The organism is Enterococcus casseliflavus NBRC 100478 (assembly GCF_001544095.1).
Taxonomy (GTDB): Bacteria; Bacillota; Bacilli; order Lactobacillales; family Enterococcaceae; genus Enterococcus_D; species Enterococcus_D casseliflavus.
Genome location: NZ_BCPT01000002.1, coordinates 19,288 through 34,724, shown reverse-complemented (window position 1 = coordinate 34,724; position 15,437 = coordinate 19,288). Strand labels below are relative to the sequence as shown.

The window sequence follows — 15,437 nt, the reverse complement described above, 5'->3', positions numbered from 1 at the left end:
AATTAGAATGAACTTCATTTTAATGGGATTACCTGGTGCTGGAAAAGGTACTCAGGCAGAACGTATCGTTGCTGAATACGGTCTTCCTCATATTTCAACAGGCGATATGTTTCGGGCTGCGATGGCGAACGAAACAGAACTAGGCCTTAAAGCAAAATCATACATGGATCAAGGCGCATTAGTTCCTGATGAGGTTACAAATGGGATCGTTAAAGAACGTTTAGCTGAACCTGATACCGAGAAAGGTTTCTTATTAGATGGTTTTCCTCGTACATTGGATCAAGCAAAAGCGTTAGATGAGATGCTAGCTGACCTTAACAAAAAACTTGATGCCGTTATTGATATTCATGTTCCTGAAGAAGTTCTTGTAGAACGTTTAGCCGGCCGCTTCATGTGCCGCAATTGTGGGGCAACTTATCATAAATTGTTCAATCCTCCAAAAGAGGAAGGAACATGTGATCGTTGTGGAAGTCATGACTTCTACCAACGTGAAGATGATAAGCCTGAGACGGTCAAAAATCGTCTAGCTGTCAATATCAAAAGCAGTGAACCAATTTTGACTTATTACAAAGACAAAGGGTTATTGCAATCGATTGATGGGGATCGCGACATCGACGCTGTATTCGAAGATGTTCAAAAGATCATTGACTAATCATAGATTGCCCGAGTCCAACTTGCAGCTTAAAACTTTCTCTTGAAATCTTTGACAGGATATGATAGAATATGTCAGTCCGACTTCTACTTTTTATTAAGTAGGAGCATAGTTTGAGAATATCAGGTGGGAACCGAGTTTCCGCCATTTTATCGTGTGAAAATCACAAGTACAAGGAGGTACTGTGCGTGGCAAAAGAAGATATGATTGAAGTCGAAGGTACAGTCGTCGAAACTTTGCCGAATGCAATGTTTAAAGTAGAATTGGAAAACGGACACCAAGTTCTAGCGACCGTTTCTGGTAAGATCCGGATGCACTACATTCGTATTTTACCTGGAGACAAAGTGACGGTGGAATTATCCCCGTATGATCTGAACCGTGGCCGCATTACTTATCGCTTTAAATAATTGTACTCCGTAAAACCACAGGAGGTATTATCATGAAAGTAAGACCATCAGTAAAACCAATGTGCGAACATTGTAAAGTAATTCGTCGTAAAGGACGCGTTATGGTGATTTGCCCAGCAAATCCAAAACATAAACAACGTCAAGGATAATCGGAGGTGTAACAAATATGGCTCGTATTGCAGGAGTAGATATTCCTCGTGATAAACGTGTGGTCGTTTCACTTACTTATATCTATGGTATTGGTAACACGACTGCAAAACAAATTTTAGCTGACGCTGGCGTGTCTGAAGAAGTTCGCGTTCGTGATTTAACGAATGAACAAACAGATGCTATCCGTGCGGAAGTTGATAAATTAAAAGTTGAAGGTGACCTTCGTCGTGAAGTGAACTTAAACATCAAACGATTGATGGAAATCGGTTCTTACCGTGGAATCCGTCATCGCCGTGGATTGCCAGTTCGTGGACAAAACACGAAAAACAATGCACGTACTCGTAAAGGCCCGTCTAAAACAGTCGCAGGCAAGAAAAAATAATTCCTAAGTGAAGGAGGTTAAAACTTCATGGCAGCAAAAAAAGTGAGTCGTAAACGCCGTGTGAAAAAGAATATTGAAGCGGGTATTGCACATATTCACTCAACATTCAATAATACAATCGTAATGATCACTGATACTCATGGTAATGCATTAGCATGGTCATCAGCTGGTTCATTAGGTTTCAAAGGAAGCAAAAAATCTACTCCTTTTGCCGCTCAAATGGCAGCAGAAACAGCTACCAAAGCAGCAATGGAACACGGATTAAGAACTGTTGAAGTAACAGTTAAAGGACCTGGTTCTGGACGTGAAGCAGCAATTCGTTCATTACAAGCAGCAGGTTTGGAAGTGAGTGCGATCCGTGACGTGACTCCAGTCCCTCATAATGGATGCCGCCCTCCAAAACGCCGTCGTGTTTAATGAGTGCTGCTCATTTTGAGTGTAACAAATACGTCATTGAACAAGACACTTTTCGTTTTGAAAGGGGTAATAGATAAGAATGATTGAATTCGAAAAACCAAGAATCGCAAAGATTGATGAAGACAAAGATTATGGCAAGTTCATCGTGGAACCTCTTGAAAGAGGCTACGGAACTACACTAGGAAATTCCCTACGTCGTATTTTATTATCTTCTTTACCTGGTGCGGCAATCACCAATATTCAAATCGATGGAGTTTTACACGAATTCTCAACTGTTAAGGGTGTTCGGGAAGACGTTGCTCAAATCATCTTGAATATTAAAGGTCTTGCATTGAAAATGTACGGGGATGAAGAAAAGACCCTTGAAATTGATATTTCAGGACCTGCTACAGTAACTGCTGGCGATATCATCGTTGATAGTGATGTAGAAATCCTTAACAAAGATATGTATATCTGTACCGTTTCTGAAGGTGCTACGTTCCATGCTCGCTTAACAGTGAAACCTGGCCGCGGCTACGTTCAAGCGGACGAAAACAAAAAAGAAGACATGCCGATCGGTGTTCTTCCAGTCGATTCAATCTATACACCAGTACGTCGTGTCAACTACCAAGTAGAAAACACACGTGTCGGTCGTCGGGATGATTTCGACAAATTAACGATGGAAATATGGACTGATGGCTCAATCGAACCATTGGAAGCAATGAGTTTGTCTGCGAAGATCATGACTGAACATTTAGACATCTTTGTTAACCTAACGGATGAAGCGAAAAACGCTGAAATCATGGTTGAAAAAGAAGAAACACAAAAAGAAAAAATGTTGGAAATGACGATCGAAGAATTAGACTTATCTGTTCGTTCATACAACTGTCTAAAACGTGCAGGAATCAATACTGTACAAGAATTGACAAACAAATCTGAACCAGAAATGATCAAAGTAAGAAACTTAGGCCGTAAATCTCTTGAAGAGGTCAAAGTGAAATTACATGATTTAGGTTTAGGACTACGTAAAGACGATTAAACCGTTTTCGATTACGTTAGTTCGGTTCGTCTGACCGATACAACATTCGAAAGTGAAGGAGGGAAACCACGTGAGTTATCGTAAACTAGGACGCACATCTAGCCAACGTAAAGCGATGTTGCGTGATTTGACAACTGATTTATTCATTAACGAACGTATCGTTACGACTGAAGCTCGTGCGAAAGAAGTTCGTTCAACTGCAGAAAAAATGATCACTTTAGGTAAACGTGGTGATTTGCATGCACGTCGTCAAGCAGCAGCATTCGTTCGTAATGAAGTTGCAAGTGTACGTGAAGAAAACGAAGAAGTAGTTATTGAATCAGCATTACAAAAATTATTCAATGATATCGCTCCTCGTTACACAGATCGCCAAGGTGGATATACTCGTATCTTGAAAACAGAACCAAGACGCGGAGATGCTGCACCAATGGTTATCCTAGAACTTGTTTAAAATCACACTTATCATCACTTTATAGATGTTTACTAAGAGTGTTATGATGTTGGAAGAAACTTTCCGAGTCTAGCTCAGCGCCTACACCTCGATGTATTTCGAGGTGTACGCACTCATCATAAAGTGCTTTTTTTTTACTTTCGATTACCTGTCAAGACAGGTAATGGCAAGTGAAAAAAAGATCTGGAGACAAATCGTGCGTGAATCATTGAAAAACGTGCACTTTTTTGGTAGTGTTAGAAAGAATTAATCGCAAATGAAGGAGTCTATCATGAAGCCAATCATTGAATTGAATGCTATTACTGTGCGTTATAGCGAAGAAGAGCGTGCCGCGTTAAATAACGTATCCTTTTCCATCAACAAAGGGGAATGGGTGGCGTTGATCGGCCATAACGGCTCTGGTAAATCAACTTTAGCAAAAACCATCAATGGCTTGATCTTGCCGCAAGAAGGCAGTGTTTCTGTCGGCGAATTGCCTTTGAATGAAGAAAATATCTGGAATATTCGAAAAATGGTCGGTATGGTCTTTCAAAACCCTGACAATCAATTCGTTGGTTCGACGGTGGAAGATGATGTGGCTTTCGGTTTAGAAAATCAAGGAATCCCGCGAGAAGAAATGCTGGTTCGTGTCAAAGACGCTCTGGAACAAGTACGGATGAGCGAGTTTGCGACCCGGGAACCCGCACGTCTTTCTGGTGGTCAAAAACAGCGGGTAGCCATTGCAGGCGTCGTTGCATTGCGCCCAGATATCATCATTCTTGATGAAGCCACTAGTATGCTAGATCCAGAAGGCCGTGAAGAAGTGATCGCAACGATCAAAAAAATCAAAGAGAAAAACAATTTGACCGTGCTTTCGATCACCCATGATATCGATGAAGCAGCCAACGCCAATCGGGTGCTGGTGATGCGTCAAGGAGAGCTCGTCCGCGAAGGGACACCCGCAGAGATTTTTTCTGCAGGTCCGGAACTGATTGAGCTAGGCTTAGATCTGCCATTTCCTGAAAAATTAAAGGCGGCACTAAAACAGCGGGGCGTCACGGTACCGCAAGCGTACTTAACTGAAGAAGGGATGGTGGATTGGCTATGGACATCCGTTTTGAACAAGTAGGATTCACCTACCAACCGCATTCTCCGTTTGAACAACGGGTTTTGTTCGATATCGATTTAGAGATCAAAGAAGGCTCTTATACCGCCTTAGTCGGTCATACAGGGAGCGGAAAATCTACGTTGCTGCAGCACTTGAATGCATTATTAAAACCAACGACTGGCACGGTCACGATCGGTGAGCGAGTCATCAAACCCGAGACAGACAACAAAAATCTAAAACCGTTACGTAAAAAAGTCGGGATCGTTTTTCAATTTCCTGAATCCCAATTATTTGAAGAAACCGTTGCGAGAGATATCGCTTTTGGACCGAAAAACTTTGGGGTCTCCGAAGAAGCAGCCAAAGGTTTAGCCCAAGAATACATTCAATTGGTAGGTTTAGATGAAAGTTTTCTGGAACGTTCACCATTTGACCTTTCAGGGGGCCAAATGCGCCGTGTAGCGATTGCTGGGGTCTTGGCTATGGAACCAGAAGTTTTGGTCTTAGACGAGCCGACAGCTGGCTTAGATCCACAAGGACGCAAAGAGATGATGGAAATGTTTGATCGCCTGCATCGGGAAAAGAACATGACGATCATTTTAGTGACCCACTTGATGGATGATGTGGCAAACTATGCTGATTATGTCTATGTGTTAGAAAAAGGACGTCTCGTCAAAGCAGGCACGCCGTCCGTTGTGTTTCAAGATACTGCCTGGCTGCAAGAAAAGCAGTTAGGGGTACCGACAGCAACCGCATTTGCGGAGCAACTACAAGCCAGAGGATTGGCATTTGAGCAGTTGCCGCTAACGGCTGATGAACTGGCAGATGTTTTAGTAGCAAAGGGGGCGACTGCCCATGATGAATAAACTGATTTTCGGTCGTTTTATTCCTGGGGACTCCTTGATCCACCGTTTAGATCCACGAGTCAAATTGATTGCTAGTTTTTATTTTATCGCGATTATCTTTTTGGCGAATAATTGGCAAAGCTATTTATTAGCGGGTGCTTTTACGCTCTTTTGTATCTCCTTTTCAAAAATCGATTTTGGCTTCTTTATTCGAGGCGTGCGACCTTTGATTTGGCTGATTTTATTTACTGTGGCGTTACAGATTTTATTTACTACCGGCGGCGACGTCTACTGGTCTTGGTGGATCTTTAACATCACAGAATTTGGTGTCCAAAACGGGATTTTTATTTTTTGCCGTTTTGTTTTGATCATTTTCATGTCGACCTTGTTGACGTTAACGACGCCTCCATTAGAGCTTTCAGATGCGATCGAATACATTTTGCGTCCTTTAAAAGCGATCCGTTTCCCTGTCCATGAAATCTCACTGATGCTGTCGATCGCGTTGCGCTTTGTGCCAACCTTGATGGATGAAACAGAAAAAATTATGAATGCTCAGCGTGCCCGCGGGGTCGATTTCGGCGAAGGGGGACTGTTGCAGAAGATGAAGGCGATCGTTCCTTTATTGATTCCTTTATTTGTCAGCAGCTTTAACCGTGCGGAAGATCTAGCTACCGCTATGGAAGCCAGAGGCTATCAAGGCGGCGAAGGGCGTACGAAGTATCGGATTTTGCACTGGCATCAACGGGACACATTGGTTGTCATCGTTTTTGCGCTCTTTACAGTAGCGTTAGTGTTCTTACGAGGATAATCGAAGACCTATGATTGAAGTCAACCCGCGAAAGGTTCTTAACGAAGCAACGAGGCTGCTGGCGATCCCAGCGGCTGGTTCGAAAAGGCCTGTCGATCGATCAGACTTTTCTCATAGGCTTTTTTGTGAAAAAATAGAAAGAAACAGGTGATTCAATGGTCCGCTATAAAGCGACGATCGCTTATGATGGCACGAATTTTCAAGGATTTCAGCGTCAACCCAATGGACGAACGGTTCAAGAAGAGATTGAAAAGACATTAACGAAGATGAACAATGGGCAGCCGATTCAGATTCATGGTTCTGGCCGCACCGATGCGGGGGTCCATGCGCAAGGGCAAGTGATCCACTTCGATTTCCCTCAAAAGCGCCCACTGGAAAAAATGCGCTTTGGTTTAGATACCCAAACGCCAGAAGATGTTGCGGTAAAATCGGTGGAGATCGTTGACGATACCTTCCATGCCCGCTACTTAGTCGTTGAAAAAACCTACCAGTTTCGAGTGGACATTGGGAAACCTCGCAGTCCTTTCCGCCGTCATTATGCGAGCTATTATCCGTATCCGCTAGATTTGGAAAAAATCCAACGAGCGTTGCCAGATTTTTTAGGCACCCATGACTTTACCAGTTTTTGTGCGACGGGCAGTTCCGTTGATGACAAAACACGGACGGTCCATGAAGCATCCATGGCAGTCAATGACGCTGGAGATGAGTTGATTTTCACCTTTCGCGGCGATGGATTTTTGTACAAGATGATCCGAATCATGGTGGGCACATTGTTGAAAATCGGCAATGGACGACTCGCACCTGACAGTATTCCCGCGATCATTGCGCAAAAAGACCGAAATGCGGCAGGTCCCACGGCTCATCCAGAAGGATTGTATTTGGTTCATGTTGCTTATGAATAAGGAAAAACACAAGCTTCGCTGCTCTTGTCCAACAAGAGAAAGCGAAAGCTTGTGTTTTTATTTTTTCTCAGGCAAAACAGAGGTGGTTTCTTGCCAATCTTCAGTCCTTCCCGCTGCCTTTTTAGGCGCAGCAATGGTGGGTGTTTTTTCCAAGGTACCGGCAGCTACTAAGGCGGCGATGGCTACCAAAAATGCGAAAAGCAAGTAAAGCAGCCAGCTCCAAGCAACGTGGTAGCGATTGCCGATGCCTAAAAAGACCATTTGACCGACGGGTCCCCCTAGCATCACAATGGTGGAAAAGATCCCGCTGCTGATGGCGAGATGTTCTTCATCGATCTCACGAATCAGATGTGCCGAAAAGCGAGGATTGATTTTTCCAATCAGATAGCCTTCAGCAAAGAGCAGCGCAATCATAAGCCAACGGTTATGCAGAAAGAGAAAATTCAAGGTCAATAGACATAAAACGAAGGAGGTATACGCAATCAAGCGAACCAGACCAGTATTCTTGAACCAGTCGGCAGCAAACAAGGCGCCAGCGACCATGCCGATGGAAGTGGCGATGCCTGCCATCGCAACGGTGTTGCCATAAGTGGCAAACCAAAGCGCAAGGTCATCCAACAGCTGGAGATTTAGTAGACCGCTCGTGCTAGCAGCTAAGGTATTGATCAGTAAGGCAAAGAGGATCATCTTTTTAAGAAAAGCTGTACCAGTCAATAATTTAAAGGTTTCCGAGAAATTCTGAAAGAGTGGTGTTGGTGCTTGATTGATTTTCCCTAGCACCGCATAAAAGAGCGAGCGGTTCCAGAAGATCACGATGGCGGCTAAGAAAAACGTCACGGCATTGATCAAACCAAAAGCGGCAAAATTATTATTCAGTAAAATGATCCCCCAAGCACCGATCCCTTGAAAGACGATTTGAACGGTGGTTTGACACGCCATTTGAAAGCCCATGGCACTGTCTAAGGCGTCAGCAGGCACAAGACGGCGAACATAGGGCAGCTGCAACCCAGAACAATAAGTGCCCAAACAATCAGATACAATGTTGATGCCTAGCAAAAGGAAGAAAGACCATAAACTAGGCGGCAGTTGGATCAAAAAAGCGAGTGCCACAAAAAGGACCCCTTGTAATAGTCGACTGCTGATCATCCATTGCACTTTGTTTTTGGTACGATCGGCTAGATAGCCAGTCAGGATCCGTAAGAGATCAGGGACTAACAGTGCCATGGAGGCTAAGGAAACAGCAAGGGCATTAAAGGGTAATGTACTGGCATAAACTACAAAGACGATATTAAATAAACTCATGCCGATGCCGCTGAGTAAGGCGGCGTTGACTAAGGCACGATAGCCTTTGTTTTGTTGATATTCTTTCATCGAAATCATCCTTTCACGTTCTACGTTGTAAAATCAGTATAGGATGCTTTATACTAAGAGAAGAAAATAATCCACTATAGTGGAATTTAAATGTACCAGGAGCGTACCAGAGGTTACTGTCACGAGTGGCTAACAGCTAAAAGAGTGGCATGTAAATAGGGTACCGTAGATTTTGTTCCTCAACATTTTATAAGGTTGAATCTAAATTTGAATCTAAAATAGTAGCATTTAATGGCAGAGCTTCATTCGTAAAGCAAGTTTGGTTTGGCGTTTGCAGACTGATCGCTAGGAGGATGGTTATGGAAGAAGGAAAACTGTACCGACAATTGCGCAAAGAGCGCGGCTATACGATCGCTCAAGTGGCGGATGAACAAAACAGTCGCTCGTTTATCAGTAAATTTGAGCAAGGTGCTTCAAGTATCAGTATTCATCGATTGGAACGCTTATTAGAAAATATACATGTTACGGTGGAGGAGTTTTATTATTTACGTGCGCAGCAAAAAGGCATAAAAAGTCACGACAACCTGATGAGCTTCCCCAGCTATATGACGAGCGAATTTATGGATTTACTGGATCGAATTTTAGGGATCAACAAAGAAGCTTACTTGAGTAACGCCCACGCCCAGCGAAGCAAAGAAGGGCTGGAGGAAATGCGCAGCGAACTGATCGCCGCTTCCAAACAGCATTCTTTTGTTTTTCTGTACCTTGAGATCACAAAGGAGATACATGAAATCAATCTCTCAGGTCCTAAACCCAATCACTCTTCTAGTGACTATATGGAAAAGCTGCGCACCAAAACTCGCCCCGTCATTTCCTACCTTACGAAAGTAGACAACTGGGGCGTTTATGAGATTTTACTGTTTCGGTATTTTCAATTCTTGTTTCCTGTCGAAACCTCCTATCACTTACTGCAGATCGCTATTTCCAGCACAAAAAAAGAACAAGGCTTGTCCTTGATGCGAGAAATTCAAATGGATTTGATTTTTAGTTGTTTTACGACGTTTGTCAATTTTCGCCGCCTGGAGTGGGCAAAAGAGGTGTTGACCATTGCAGAGGAATTATTGGCAGAGCGCGGAGACATGCTAAACAGCACGCATCTTCTTTGCTATCAAGGGTGGTACTGGTATATTTATGGCGATCAAGAAAAAGGACTGTTGAAAATCGATCAAGGGCTTTCGATCTTTCGCGTCTTGAAACAAACCAAAATGGTTAACTTATGGGAGCGATCGTTGCACTCCATCAAGAAAAATGCGGAAGAACCTAACAGTTATCTTATGTTTCGCTAAACGCTCTAAGGGCTAACGGGCTAGGAATTGCCCCCGCATCGAAGGGGATCTAGTCGGCAGTGGAGGCTAAGACCACTAGAGCGAACAACTGCGGAACGCCAGCACAAAAAAAGAACCAAACTCACCGATCATTGAGCGACACCCATAAGTCAGCGTTTGCTCTAACTTATGGGGAGCGCCTCAAAAAGACGAGTTGGTTCTTTTTCGATTAGGTTTCTGGTGGTTGATCCATGAGTTGACGTTGGTCGTCTAAGACTTGCTTTTTGGCTACTTGTTTCTGGTAAAACCAAGCAAACAGGATAAACAATGCGATGCAGCCGAAGAACAAGCAAACACCGATAACAAAGCCTTGCGGCAAGAAGGACAGTTCCAAGTGATGGGTGCCACTTGGGATCGTCACACTGATAAAGCCGTCTTGAAAGGCGGTGATTGGAACTTCTTTGCCGTCAAGCGTAGCAGTCCAGCCCTTGTCATAAGGGATGGTCGTTACAAGCTGTTGCTCTTTTTCAGTCGTGATATCGGCTTTGGCACTGCGTTTGCCGACCGTCATAGCGACCCCTCGATCTTGGATCGCATCAATTGCTTGTTGGTAGGCGTTGGTATCCAAGGTCACGACTTGCGGGTTTTGGAAGGAGATTTCAGGCGTTCCGTAGAAGCTGACGGTGAATTGAACCGTCGTATCGGTCTCATAGTGCCCTAAGTCGTAGTATTGACCGTTGATACTGATTTGCGTTTCTCGCTGCTGGCCGTTGACTGTCACGGTGGCAGATGAGCTTTCCAATTCCCCAAAGTTGGCAGGGAAGAGACTCAAGTACGCTTGCGAGTTCGCCGGAACCTCCACTTGCCAAGTCACTTCTTTTGCGACATTGCTTTCTTGCTCGGTAAATTTCATATACATGCCGTCATTGGTGATATCTGTATTTTTACTATGGATCACCGTGATCGGCTGAAAGGCAAAATACTCTAAATTTAAATCCGCCAAGCCGTTGAAAAGATTTTTCTGGCTCGTCAAGTTGTCGTTTTGCGGCTGTTCAATCGATTCGATGGTCGGTTCAGCCAAGAAACCTAGCGGTAACGCATTTTGATTTTCATAAAGCTTGTATTCACCAGATTCTCCGACTCGTTGAAAGCCGTATTTGGTGAGATTTGGCTTGGAGATATTGTATTTGATCCCTGTAAAAGCATCCATCAGCAAGGTATTGTTCGGATAGCGGATATTTAAATTGGTGCCGCGGGACCGAAAGCCCAGCTTATCCAGGTAGCTTGAGGAATTGCGGTTACGGATCGAAGAAAACATGCTGACACCGCTGTAGCCATAATTGATACTGTCGTTGGAAGAAACAGGATCAAGGTTTTCTAATCGGAAAAAGGTATCATTGTCTTCGTTGGCTTGAGTGACTAGTTTTTTGATGTCCGGATAAGGTTCTGTATACAAACTGCGAGAAGCATAGTTCCAATCATTCAAAATTCCGCGAACCATGCCGCTCGTATTGACGGCCATTTCTCCGCAGACGAAGATCAGCATCAAGATCGTCACTCGTTTTTGTGTTAAAAGACCTAATTGCCCGAACCCAATACATAACAAGTAAAGAACAAAGAATACGATCGTTAGCGCAAAAGAAGTAGCGGAAACATATTCATAGGTTCCAGGTCCTTTCAATGCGTAGGAGAGGGCAAACACCACGATCGTAGAAAGACCAATAATGAGAAACAATCCGCGATCTTTTTGCTGCAGATGCTCCCACCCGTATCCCGCCAGCATGATCACTAAGAAGGAGAACAAATAGGCATAACGGAAAAGGAACATATTTGGGGCATGCATCCCGTGCCAAAAAAGATTCATCGGCACGATATAAAAACTGGCGATCAAAACAGCAAACATGCCAGCGTATAAGAATTTATCCTTCAAGCGGATTTTCTTCGAAACAAAATATAAAATACACAACAGCAGCGGCAATAAGCCGATATAGATGAAGGGAATGGAGCCGTATTTTGTCGTATCGTAAACACCGATCATGTTTTTCATCACAAGGTCAAAGACATCGGTGGCTTCGGTTTTAAAGGAAGATATCGTCGTCAATTCTTCCCCGTTTGAGCGTAAATCCAATAAGGCAGGTAAGATGATCACCATTGAGGCGCCGCCAGCTAACAAGGAGGTGATGCCGTAAGGGATGATCGCCCCCCGAGCTTGCTTCCAGTTGCGACCCAACTGAACCAAGAAATACATCACGGAAAAGAGACCGATCATAAAGCCCATGTAAAAACTGGATAAAAATAACAGCAGATAACTGATAAATAACACGACTGGTTTTTTCTTTTTCACTAAACGGTCAATACCTAAAATCACTAGCGGTAGATAGATCATGGCATCAAGCCACATGATCAGTTCCGAATGGGCGGTGATGAAGGACATCAAGGCATAACAAACGGCTAAGGTCACATGCTGCCAACGTTGGATCTTAAAGGTTTGGCTGGCATAAAACCAAAACGCCAAGCCCGCACTGCCGATCTTGATCAAGGTCAAGAAGTACAACGCATCTGGCATCAGCTGATTTGGGAAAAACAAGACCAGAGGAGTGAAGATCCCGCCTAAGTAATAGGAGATCAGTGCCAGATAATTCAAGCCTAAAGAGGCGTTCCATGTATAAAAGATACTTTGCTTGCCTAAGAGCATATTGCGAAAGCTGGCATGAAAGTTTGAGAATTGCGAAAAGGCATCACTGGCTAAGACACTGCGGCTGCTGCCAGGGTAGATGCCGATGGTCAAATAGATCACTGCCATGATAAGAAACGGCAAGAAGAAACTAGCAAGCATATAAGGCCAATGTTGTTTGGCAAATGTTTTTATTTTCGTCACAAGAAGTCACCTGTTCTTTATCAATTTTTTCTTAGTTTACCACAGGTGAATCGATTAAAAAAACAAAGACCTGTTTTCTTTAATGAAAACCTAAGTGAAAGCGCACTAAAGAAAAAAGGGTACAAAAAAAGCCGTTCAAAACGAACGGCCGAAAAGGTCTAATTATACGCGCTCAACTTTTCCAGATTTCAAAGCACGAGTTGACACCCAAACTTTTTTAGGTTTTCCGTCAATCATAACGCGAACTTTTTGCAAGTTAGGTTTCACAGTACGTTTTGTCGCATTCATTGCGTGAGAACGATTGTTTCCACTTGTAGTTTTACGTCCAGTAAAGTAACAAACTTTAGCCATGTGGTTATTTCCTCCTTTGCCTTGATGTTGGAGCGCTATTTCAGCTCATACCATCTGAATTTATCACAGAAAGGTGAAAAAAGCAAGAGTAATTTTCAAGAAACATTGACTTTTCCCGGTAAACATTGTAAATTAAACAAGGTCGAAATGCAAGACGTTTGGTCAGAAAGCCCCTTTTCATATGTCTCATCCTTTTATTTGCGGTACAGCTATGATAAAATATGTAAGAAGAAAGATGGGTCATGCCCATTGAAGGAGGCTATAAAATGGCTGTAAAAATTCAAACCTCATCAGGTATTATTGAAATCAGCAATGAAGTCATTGCAACAGTGGTCGGAGGCGCAGCAACAGATGTGTTCGGCATTGTTGGTATGGCTAGCAAGAAACAAATCAAAGATAACATCAATGAAATTTTACGAAAAGAAAATTATTCTCGCGGTGTCGTTGTCCGCCAAGAAGAAAACGGCATTGCAGTGGATGTATACACGATCGTCAGCTATGGAACAAAAATTTCCGAAGTTTCCCGCAACGTGCAGGAAAAAGTGAAATACAACTTAGAAACGATGCTAGGTGTATCTGCGAACTCGGTGAATGTATTTGTTCAAGGCGTACGTGTACTGCCAGATTAGGCAAGGGATCCGTTCATGGCGGATGATTTTAAGGAGGACTATCTAAGTGAAGGTAACGAATATCAGCGCAAGTCAGTTTCAAGAAATGGTGCAGGCAGGCGCGGCTCGTCTACAAGTTAATGCAGAGTTTGTCAACTCATTGAATGTGTTTCCTGTTCCAGATGGAGACACTGGGACAAACATGAATCTATCCATGACCAGTGGAGCAAAAGCGGTCGCAGATGCGACTTCAGAAAACGTCGGCGATCTTGCCGCTACACTTTCAAAAGGACTATTGATGGGCGCACGTGGGAATTCTGGCGTCATTTTATCTCAATTATTCCGCGGTTTTTCTAAAGCTATCCCGACCGCAGAAACACTCACTGCACCAGAATTGGCTCAAGCCTTTACTCATGGAGTAGAAACCGCCTATAAAGCAGTCATGAAACCTGTGGAAGGAACCATCTTGACTGTGGCACGCATCGCAGCTGAATATGGCGAGAAAAAAGCACAAACTACCGATGATTGTATCGAAGTGATGAAAGCCGTGGTTCACGGTGCAAAACGTTCATTGGCGAAAACCCCAGATCTATTGCCCGTCTTAAAAGAAGTCGGCGTGGTAGATAGCGGCGGTCAAGGATTGTTGTTCATTTATGAAGGCTTCTTAAATGCGTTGACGGGTGAATACCCAGCCGATGAAATCTTCGAACCTTCCCCAGCGGCTATGGATGAAATGGTCAATGCCGAACATCATCGCAGCGTTCAAGGACACTTAGCGACAGAAGATATCACCTTTGGTTACTGTACAGAAATCATGGTGAAGATCGGTGAAGGTCCGACTGTAGATAGTGAATTTGATTATGAAACATTCCGTAATTACTTAAATGAGTTAGGGGATTCCTTATTAGTGGTCAACGACGATGAGATCATCAAAGTCCATGTCCATACGGAACATCCTGGCGAAGTCATGAATTATGGTCAAAAATTCGGCTCATTGGTGAAAATCAAAGTTGACAACATGCGTCTTCAGCATGAAACGATTTTGGAACACGACCAACAAGGTGCAAAACCTGCACCAGTGAAACGTCCACGGACACCATTTGCGATCATCGCGATCGCGGCTGGCGAAGGCTTGAAAGAATTGTTCACTAGCCTGGGTGCTTCATATGTCATCAGTGGCGGCCAAACGATGAACCCAAGTACGGAAGACATTTTGTTGGCGATCAATGAAGTTAATGCCGACCAAGTGATCGTTCTACCAAATAACAAAAACATCTTTATGGCTGCACAGCAAGCAGCGGAAGTTTCCGAGATTCCAGTAGCGGTTGTTGAAACACGGACGATCTCACAAGGGATGACAGCGATGCTGGCATTCCACGAGCAATCCACACTAGCTGAAAATCAGCAAGCTATGACCGATGTCTTAGCAAGTGTTGTCAGCGGATCAGTGACTCATGCGATCCGTAATACATCAATTGATGGCATCGAAATCACAGAAGGCGACTTCTTAGGAATGGTCGACGGCAAAATCGTTGTTTCTGTTCCTGATCGTTTCTCTGCTTCCATGACTACCTTAGAAAAAATGATCACAGAAGATACTGAGATCGTCACCATCATTATCGGTGAAGAAGGCAAAGCCAAAGAAGCAGCGAAAATCGAAGAAGCGATCGTTGAACTGCATCCTGAGATTGAAGTAGAGATCCATCAAGGCGATCAGCCAGTTTATCCGTATCTTTTCTCAGCAGAATAAACAAATTAGGCGGCGGGGGCAAAAATCGTAGATGATTTTTGGCTCCGTCTTTTTCTATGAATGCAGGAATCTCTGCAATAAACAAAATCACTTTGGAA

Annotated in this window: 17 protein-coding genes; 14 read left to right on the top strand and 3 right to left on the bottom strand. The window is 43.6% G+C overall.

Annotation, left to right across the window (positions count from 1 at the left end):
- The first annotated feature begins 7 nt into the window (after nt 1–7).
- The 11 genes from ECA1_RS01975 to truA all read left to right on the top strand — a co-directional run bounded on the left by ECA1_RS01975 (nt 8) and on the right by truA (nt 7,116).
- On the top strand, nt 8–652 hold the full coding sequence (locus ECA1_RS01975) for an adenylate kinase (protein ID WP_005227100.1): 645 nt from the start codon (nt 8–10) through the stop codon (nt 650–652).
- Nucleotides 653–840: 188 nt separating this feature from the next.
- The gene (infA, locus tag ECA1_RS01970; protein ID WP_002288695.1) at nt 841–1,059 is read left to right on the top strand and encodes a translation initiation factor IF-1; all 219 of its coding nucleotides are present in this window, start codon (nt 841–843) and stop codon (nt 1,057–1,059) included.
- Between the two features lie 32 nt (nt 1,060–1,091).
- Nucleotides 1,092–1,208, top strand: coding sequence for a 50S ribosomal protein L36 (gene rpmJ / locus ECA1_RS16835; RefSeq protein ID WP_002288710.1), 117 nt, complete (start codon nt 1,092–1,094; stop codon nt 1,206–1,208).
- A gap of 17 nt (nt 1,209–1,225) precedes the next feature.
- Nucleotides 1,226–1,591 (top strand): 30S ribosomal protein S13, encoded by a 366-nt coding sequence (gene rpsM, locus ECA1_RS01965; protein WP_005227102.1) that lies wholly within the window; start codon nt 1,226–1,228, stop codon nt 1,589–1,591.
- A 27-nt stretch (nt 1,592–1,618) separates the two neighbouring features.
- Nucleotides 1,619–2,008 carry a 30S ribosomal protein S11 gene (gene rpsK, locus ECA1_RS01960; protein ID WP_005227104.1) on the top strand — a complete coding sequence of 130 codons (390 nt, stop codon included), beginning with the start codon at nt 1,619–1,621 and terminating at the stop codon, nt 2,006–2,008.
- A 79-nt stretch (nt 2,009–2,087) separates the two neighbouring features.
- The gene (locus ECA1_RS01955) at nt 2,088–3,026 is read left to right on the top strand and encodes a DNA-directed RNA polymerase subunit alpha (protein WP_008376367.1); all 939 of its coding nucleotides are present in this window, start codon (nt 2,088–2,090) and stop codon (nt 3,024–3,026) included.
- 70 nt (nt 3,027–3,096) lie between these two features.
- Nucleotides 3,097–3,477, top strand: coding sequence for a 50S ribosomal protein L17 (gene rplQ / locus ECA1_RS01950; protein WP_003128038.1), 381 nt, complete (start codon nt 3,097–3,099; stop codon nt 3,475–3,477).
- 271 nt (nt 3,478–3,748) lie between these two features.
- Complete coding sequence (locus tag ECA1_RS01945) at nt 3,749–4,585, top strand: energy-coupling factor ABC transporter ATP-binding protein (RefSeq protein ID WP_005227109.1); 837 nt, start codon at nt 3,749–3,751, stop codon at nt 4,583–4,585.
- Complete coding sequence (locus ECA1_RS01940) at nt 4,561–5,427, top strand: energy-coupling factor ABC transporter ATP-binding protein (RefSeq protein WP_005232516.1); 867 nt, start codon at nt 4,561–4,563, stop codon at nt 5,425–5,427. The genes ECA1_RS01945 and ECA1_RS01940 overlap by 25 nt, the downstream gene beginning before the upstream one ends.
- Nucleotides 5,417–6,214 (top strand): energy-coupling factor transporter transmembrane component T family protein, encoded by a 798-nt coding sequence (locus ECA1_RS01935; RefSeq protein ID WP_005227113.1) that lies wholly within the window; start codon nt 5,417–5,419, stop codon nt 6,212–6,214. The genes ECA1_RS01940 and ECA1_RS01935 overlap by 11 nt, the downstream gene beginning before the upstream one ends.
- Before the next feature lie 155 nt (nt 6,215–6,369).
- Nucleotides 6,370–7,116, top strand: a complete 747-nt coding sequence (truA, locus tag ECA1_RS01930) for a tRNA pseudouridine(38-40) synthase TruA (protein ID WP_060791592.1) — start codon at nt 6,370–6,372, stop codon at nt 7,114–7,116.
- A 57-nt stretch (nt 7,117–7,173) separates the two neighbouring features.
- Here truA and ECA1_RS01925 read toward each other — a convergent pair whose 3' ends face one another.
- Nucleotides 7,174–8,487, bottom strand: coding sequence for an MFS transporter (locus tag ECA1_RS01925; protein ID WP_060791591.1), 1,314 nt, complete (start codon nt 8,485–8,487; stop codon nt 7,174–7,176).
- 299 nt (nt 8,488–8,786) lie between these two features.
- Here ECA1_RS01925 and ECA1_RS01920 point away from each other — a divergent pair, with 299 nt between their 5' ends.
- Complete coding sequence (locus ECA1_RS01920) at nt 8,787–9,773, top strand: Rgg/GadR/MutR family transcriptional regulator (protein ID WP_060791590.1); 987 nt, start codon at nt 8,787–8,789, stop codon at nt 9,771–9,773.
- A gap of 208 nt (nt 9,774–9,981) precedes the next feature.
- On the opposite strand, the gene ECA1_RS01915 is transcribed toward ECA1_RS01920, so the two are convergent.
- The gene (locus ECA1_RS01915) at nt 9,982–12,630 is read right to left on the bottom strand and encodes a YfhO family protein (protein ID WP_060791589.1); all 2,649 of its coding nucleotides are present in this window, start codon (nt 12,628–12,630) and stop codon (nt 9,982–9,984) included.
- A gap of 162 nt (nt 12,631–12,792) precedes the next feature.
- Nucleotides 12,793–12,981 (bottom strand): 50S ribosomal protein L28, encoded by a 189-nt coding sequence (gene rpmB, locus ECA1_RS01910; RefSeq protein WP_003128045.1) that lies wholly within the window; start codon nt 12,979–12,981, stop codon nt 12,793–12,795.
- Nucleotides 12,982–13,247: 266 nt separating this feature from the next.
- Between rpmB and ECA1_RS01905 the strand changes: the two genes are divergently transcribed.
- Together ECA1_RS01905 and ECA1_RS01900 are read left to right on the top strand one after the other, a co-directional pair.
- A complete protein-coding gene (locus ECA1_RS01905; RefSeq protein WP_005227125.1) occupies nt 13,248–13,610 on the top strand; it encodes an Asp23/Gls24 family envelope stress response protein in 363 nt (120 codons plus the stop codon).
- A 46-nt stretch (nt 13,611–13,656) separates the two neighbouring features.
- Nucleotides 13,657–15,339: a DAK2 domain-containing protein gene (locus ECA1_RS01900; protein WP_005227126.1), complete on the top strand. Its 1,683-nt coding sequence runs from the start codon at nt 13,657–13,659 to the stop codon at nt 15,337–15,339.
- Nucleotides 15,340–15,437 lie beyond the last annotated feature (98 nt).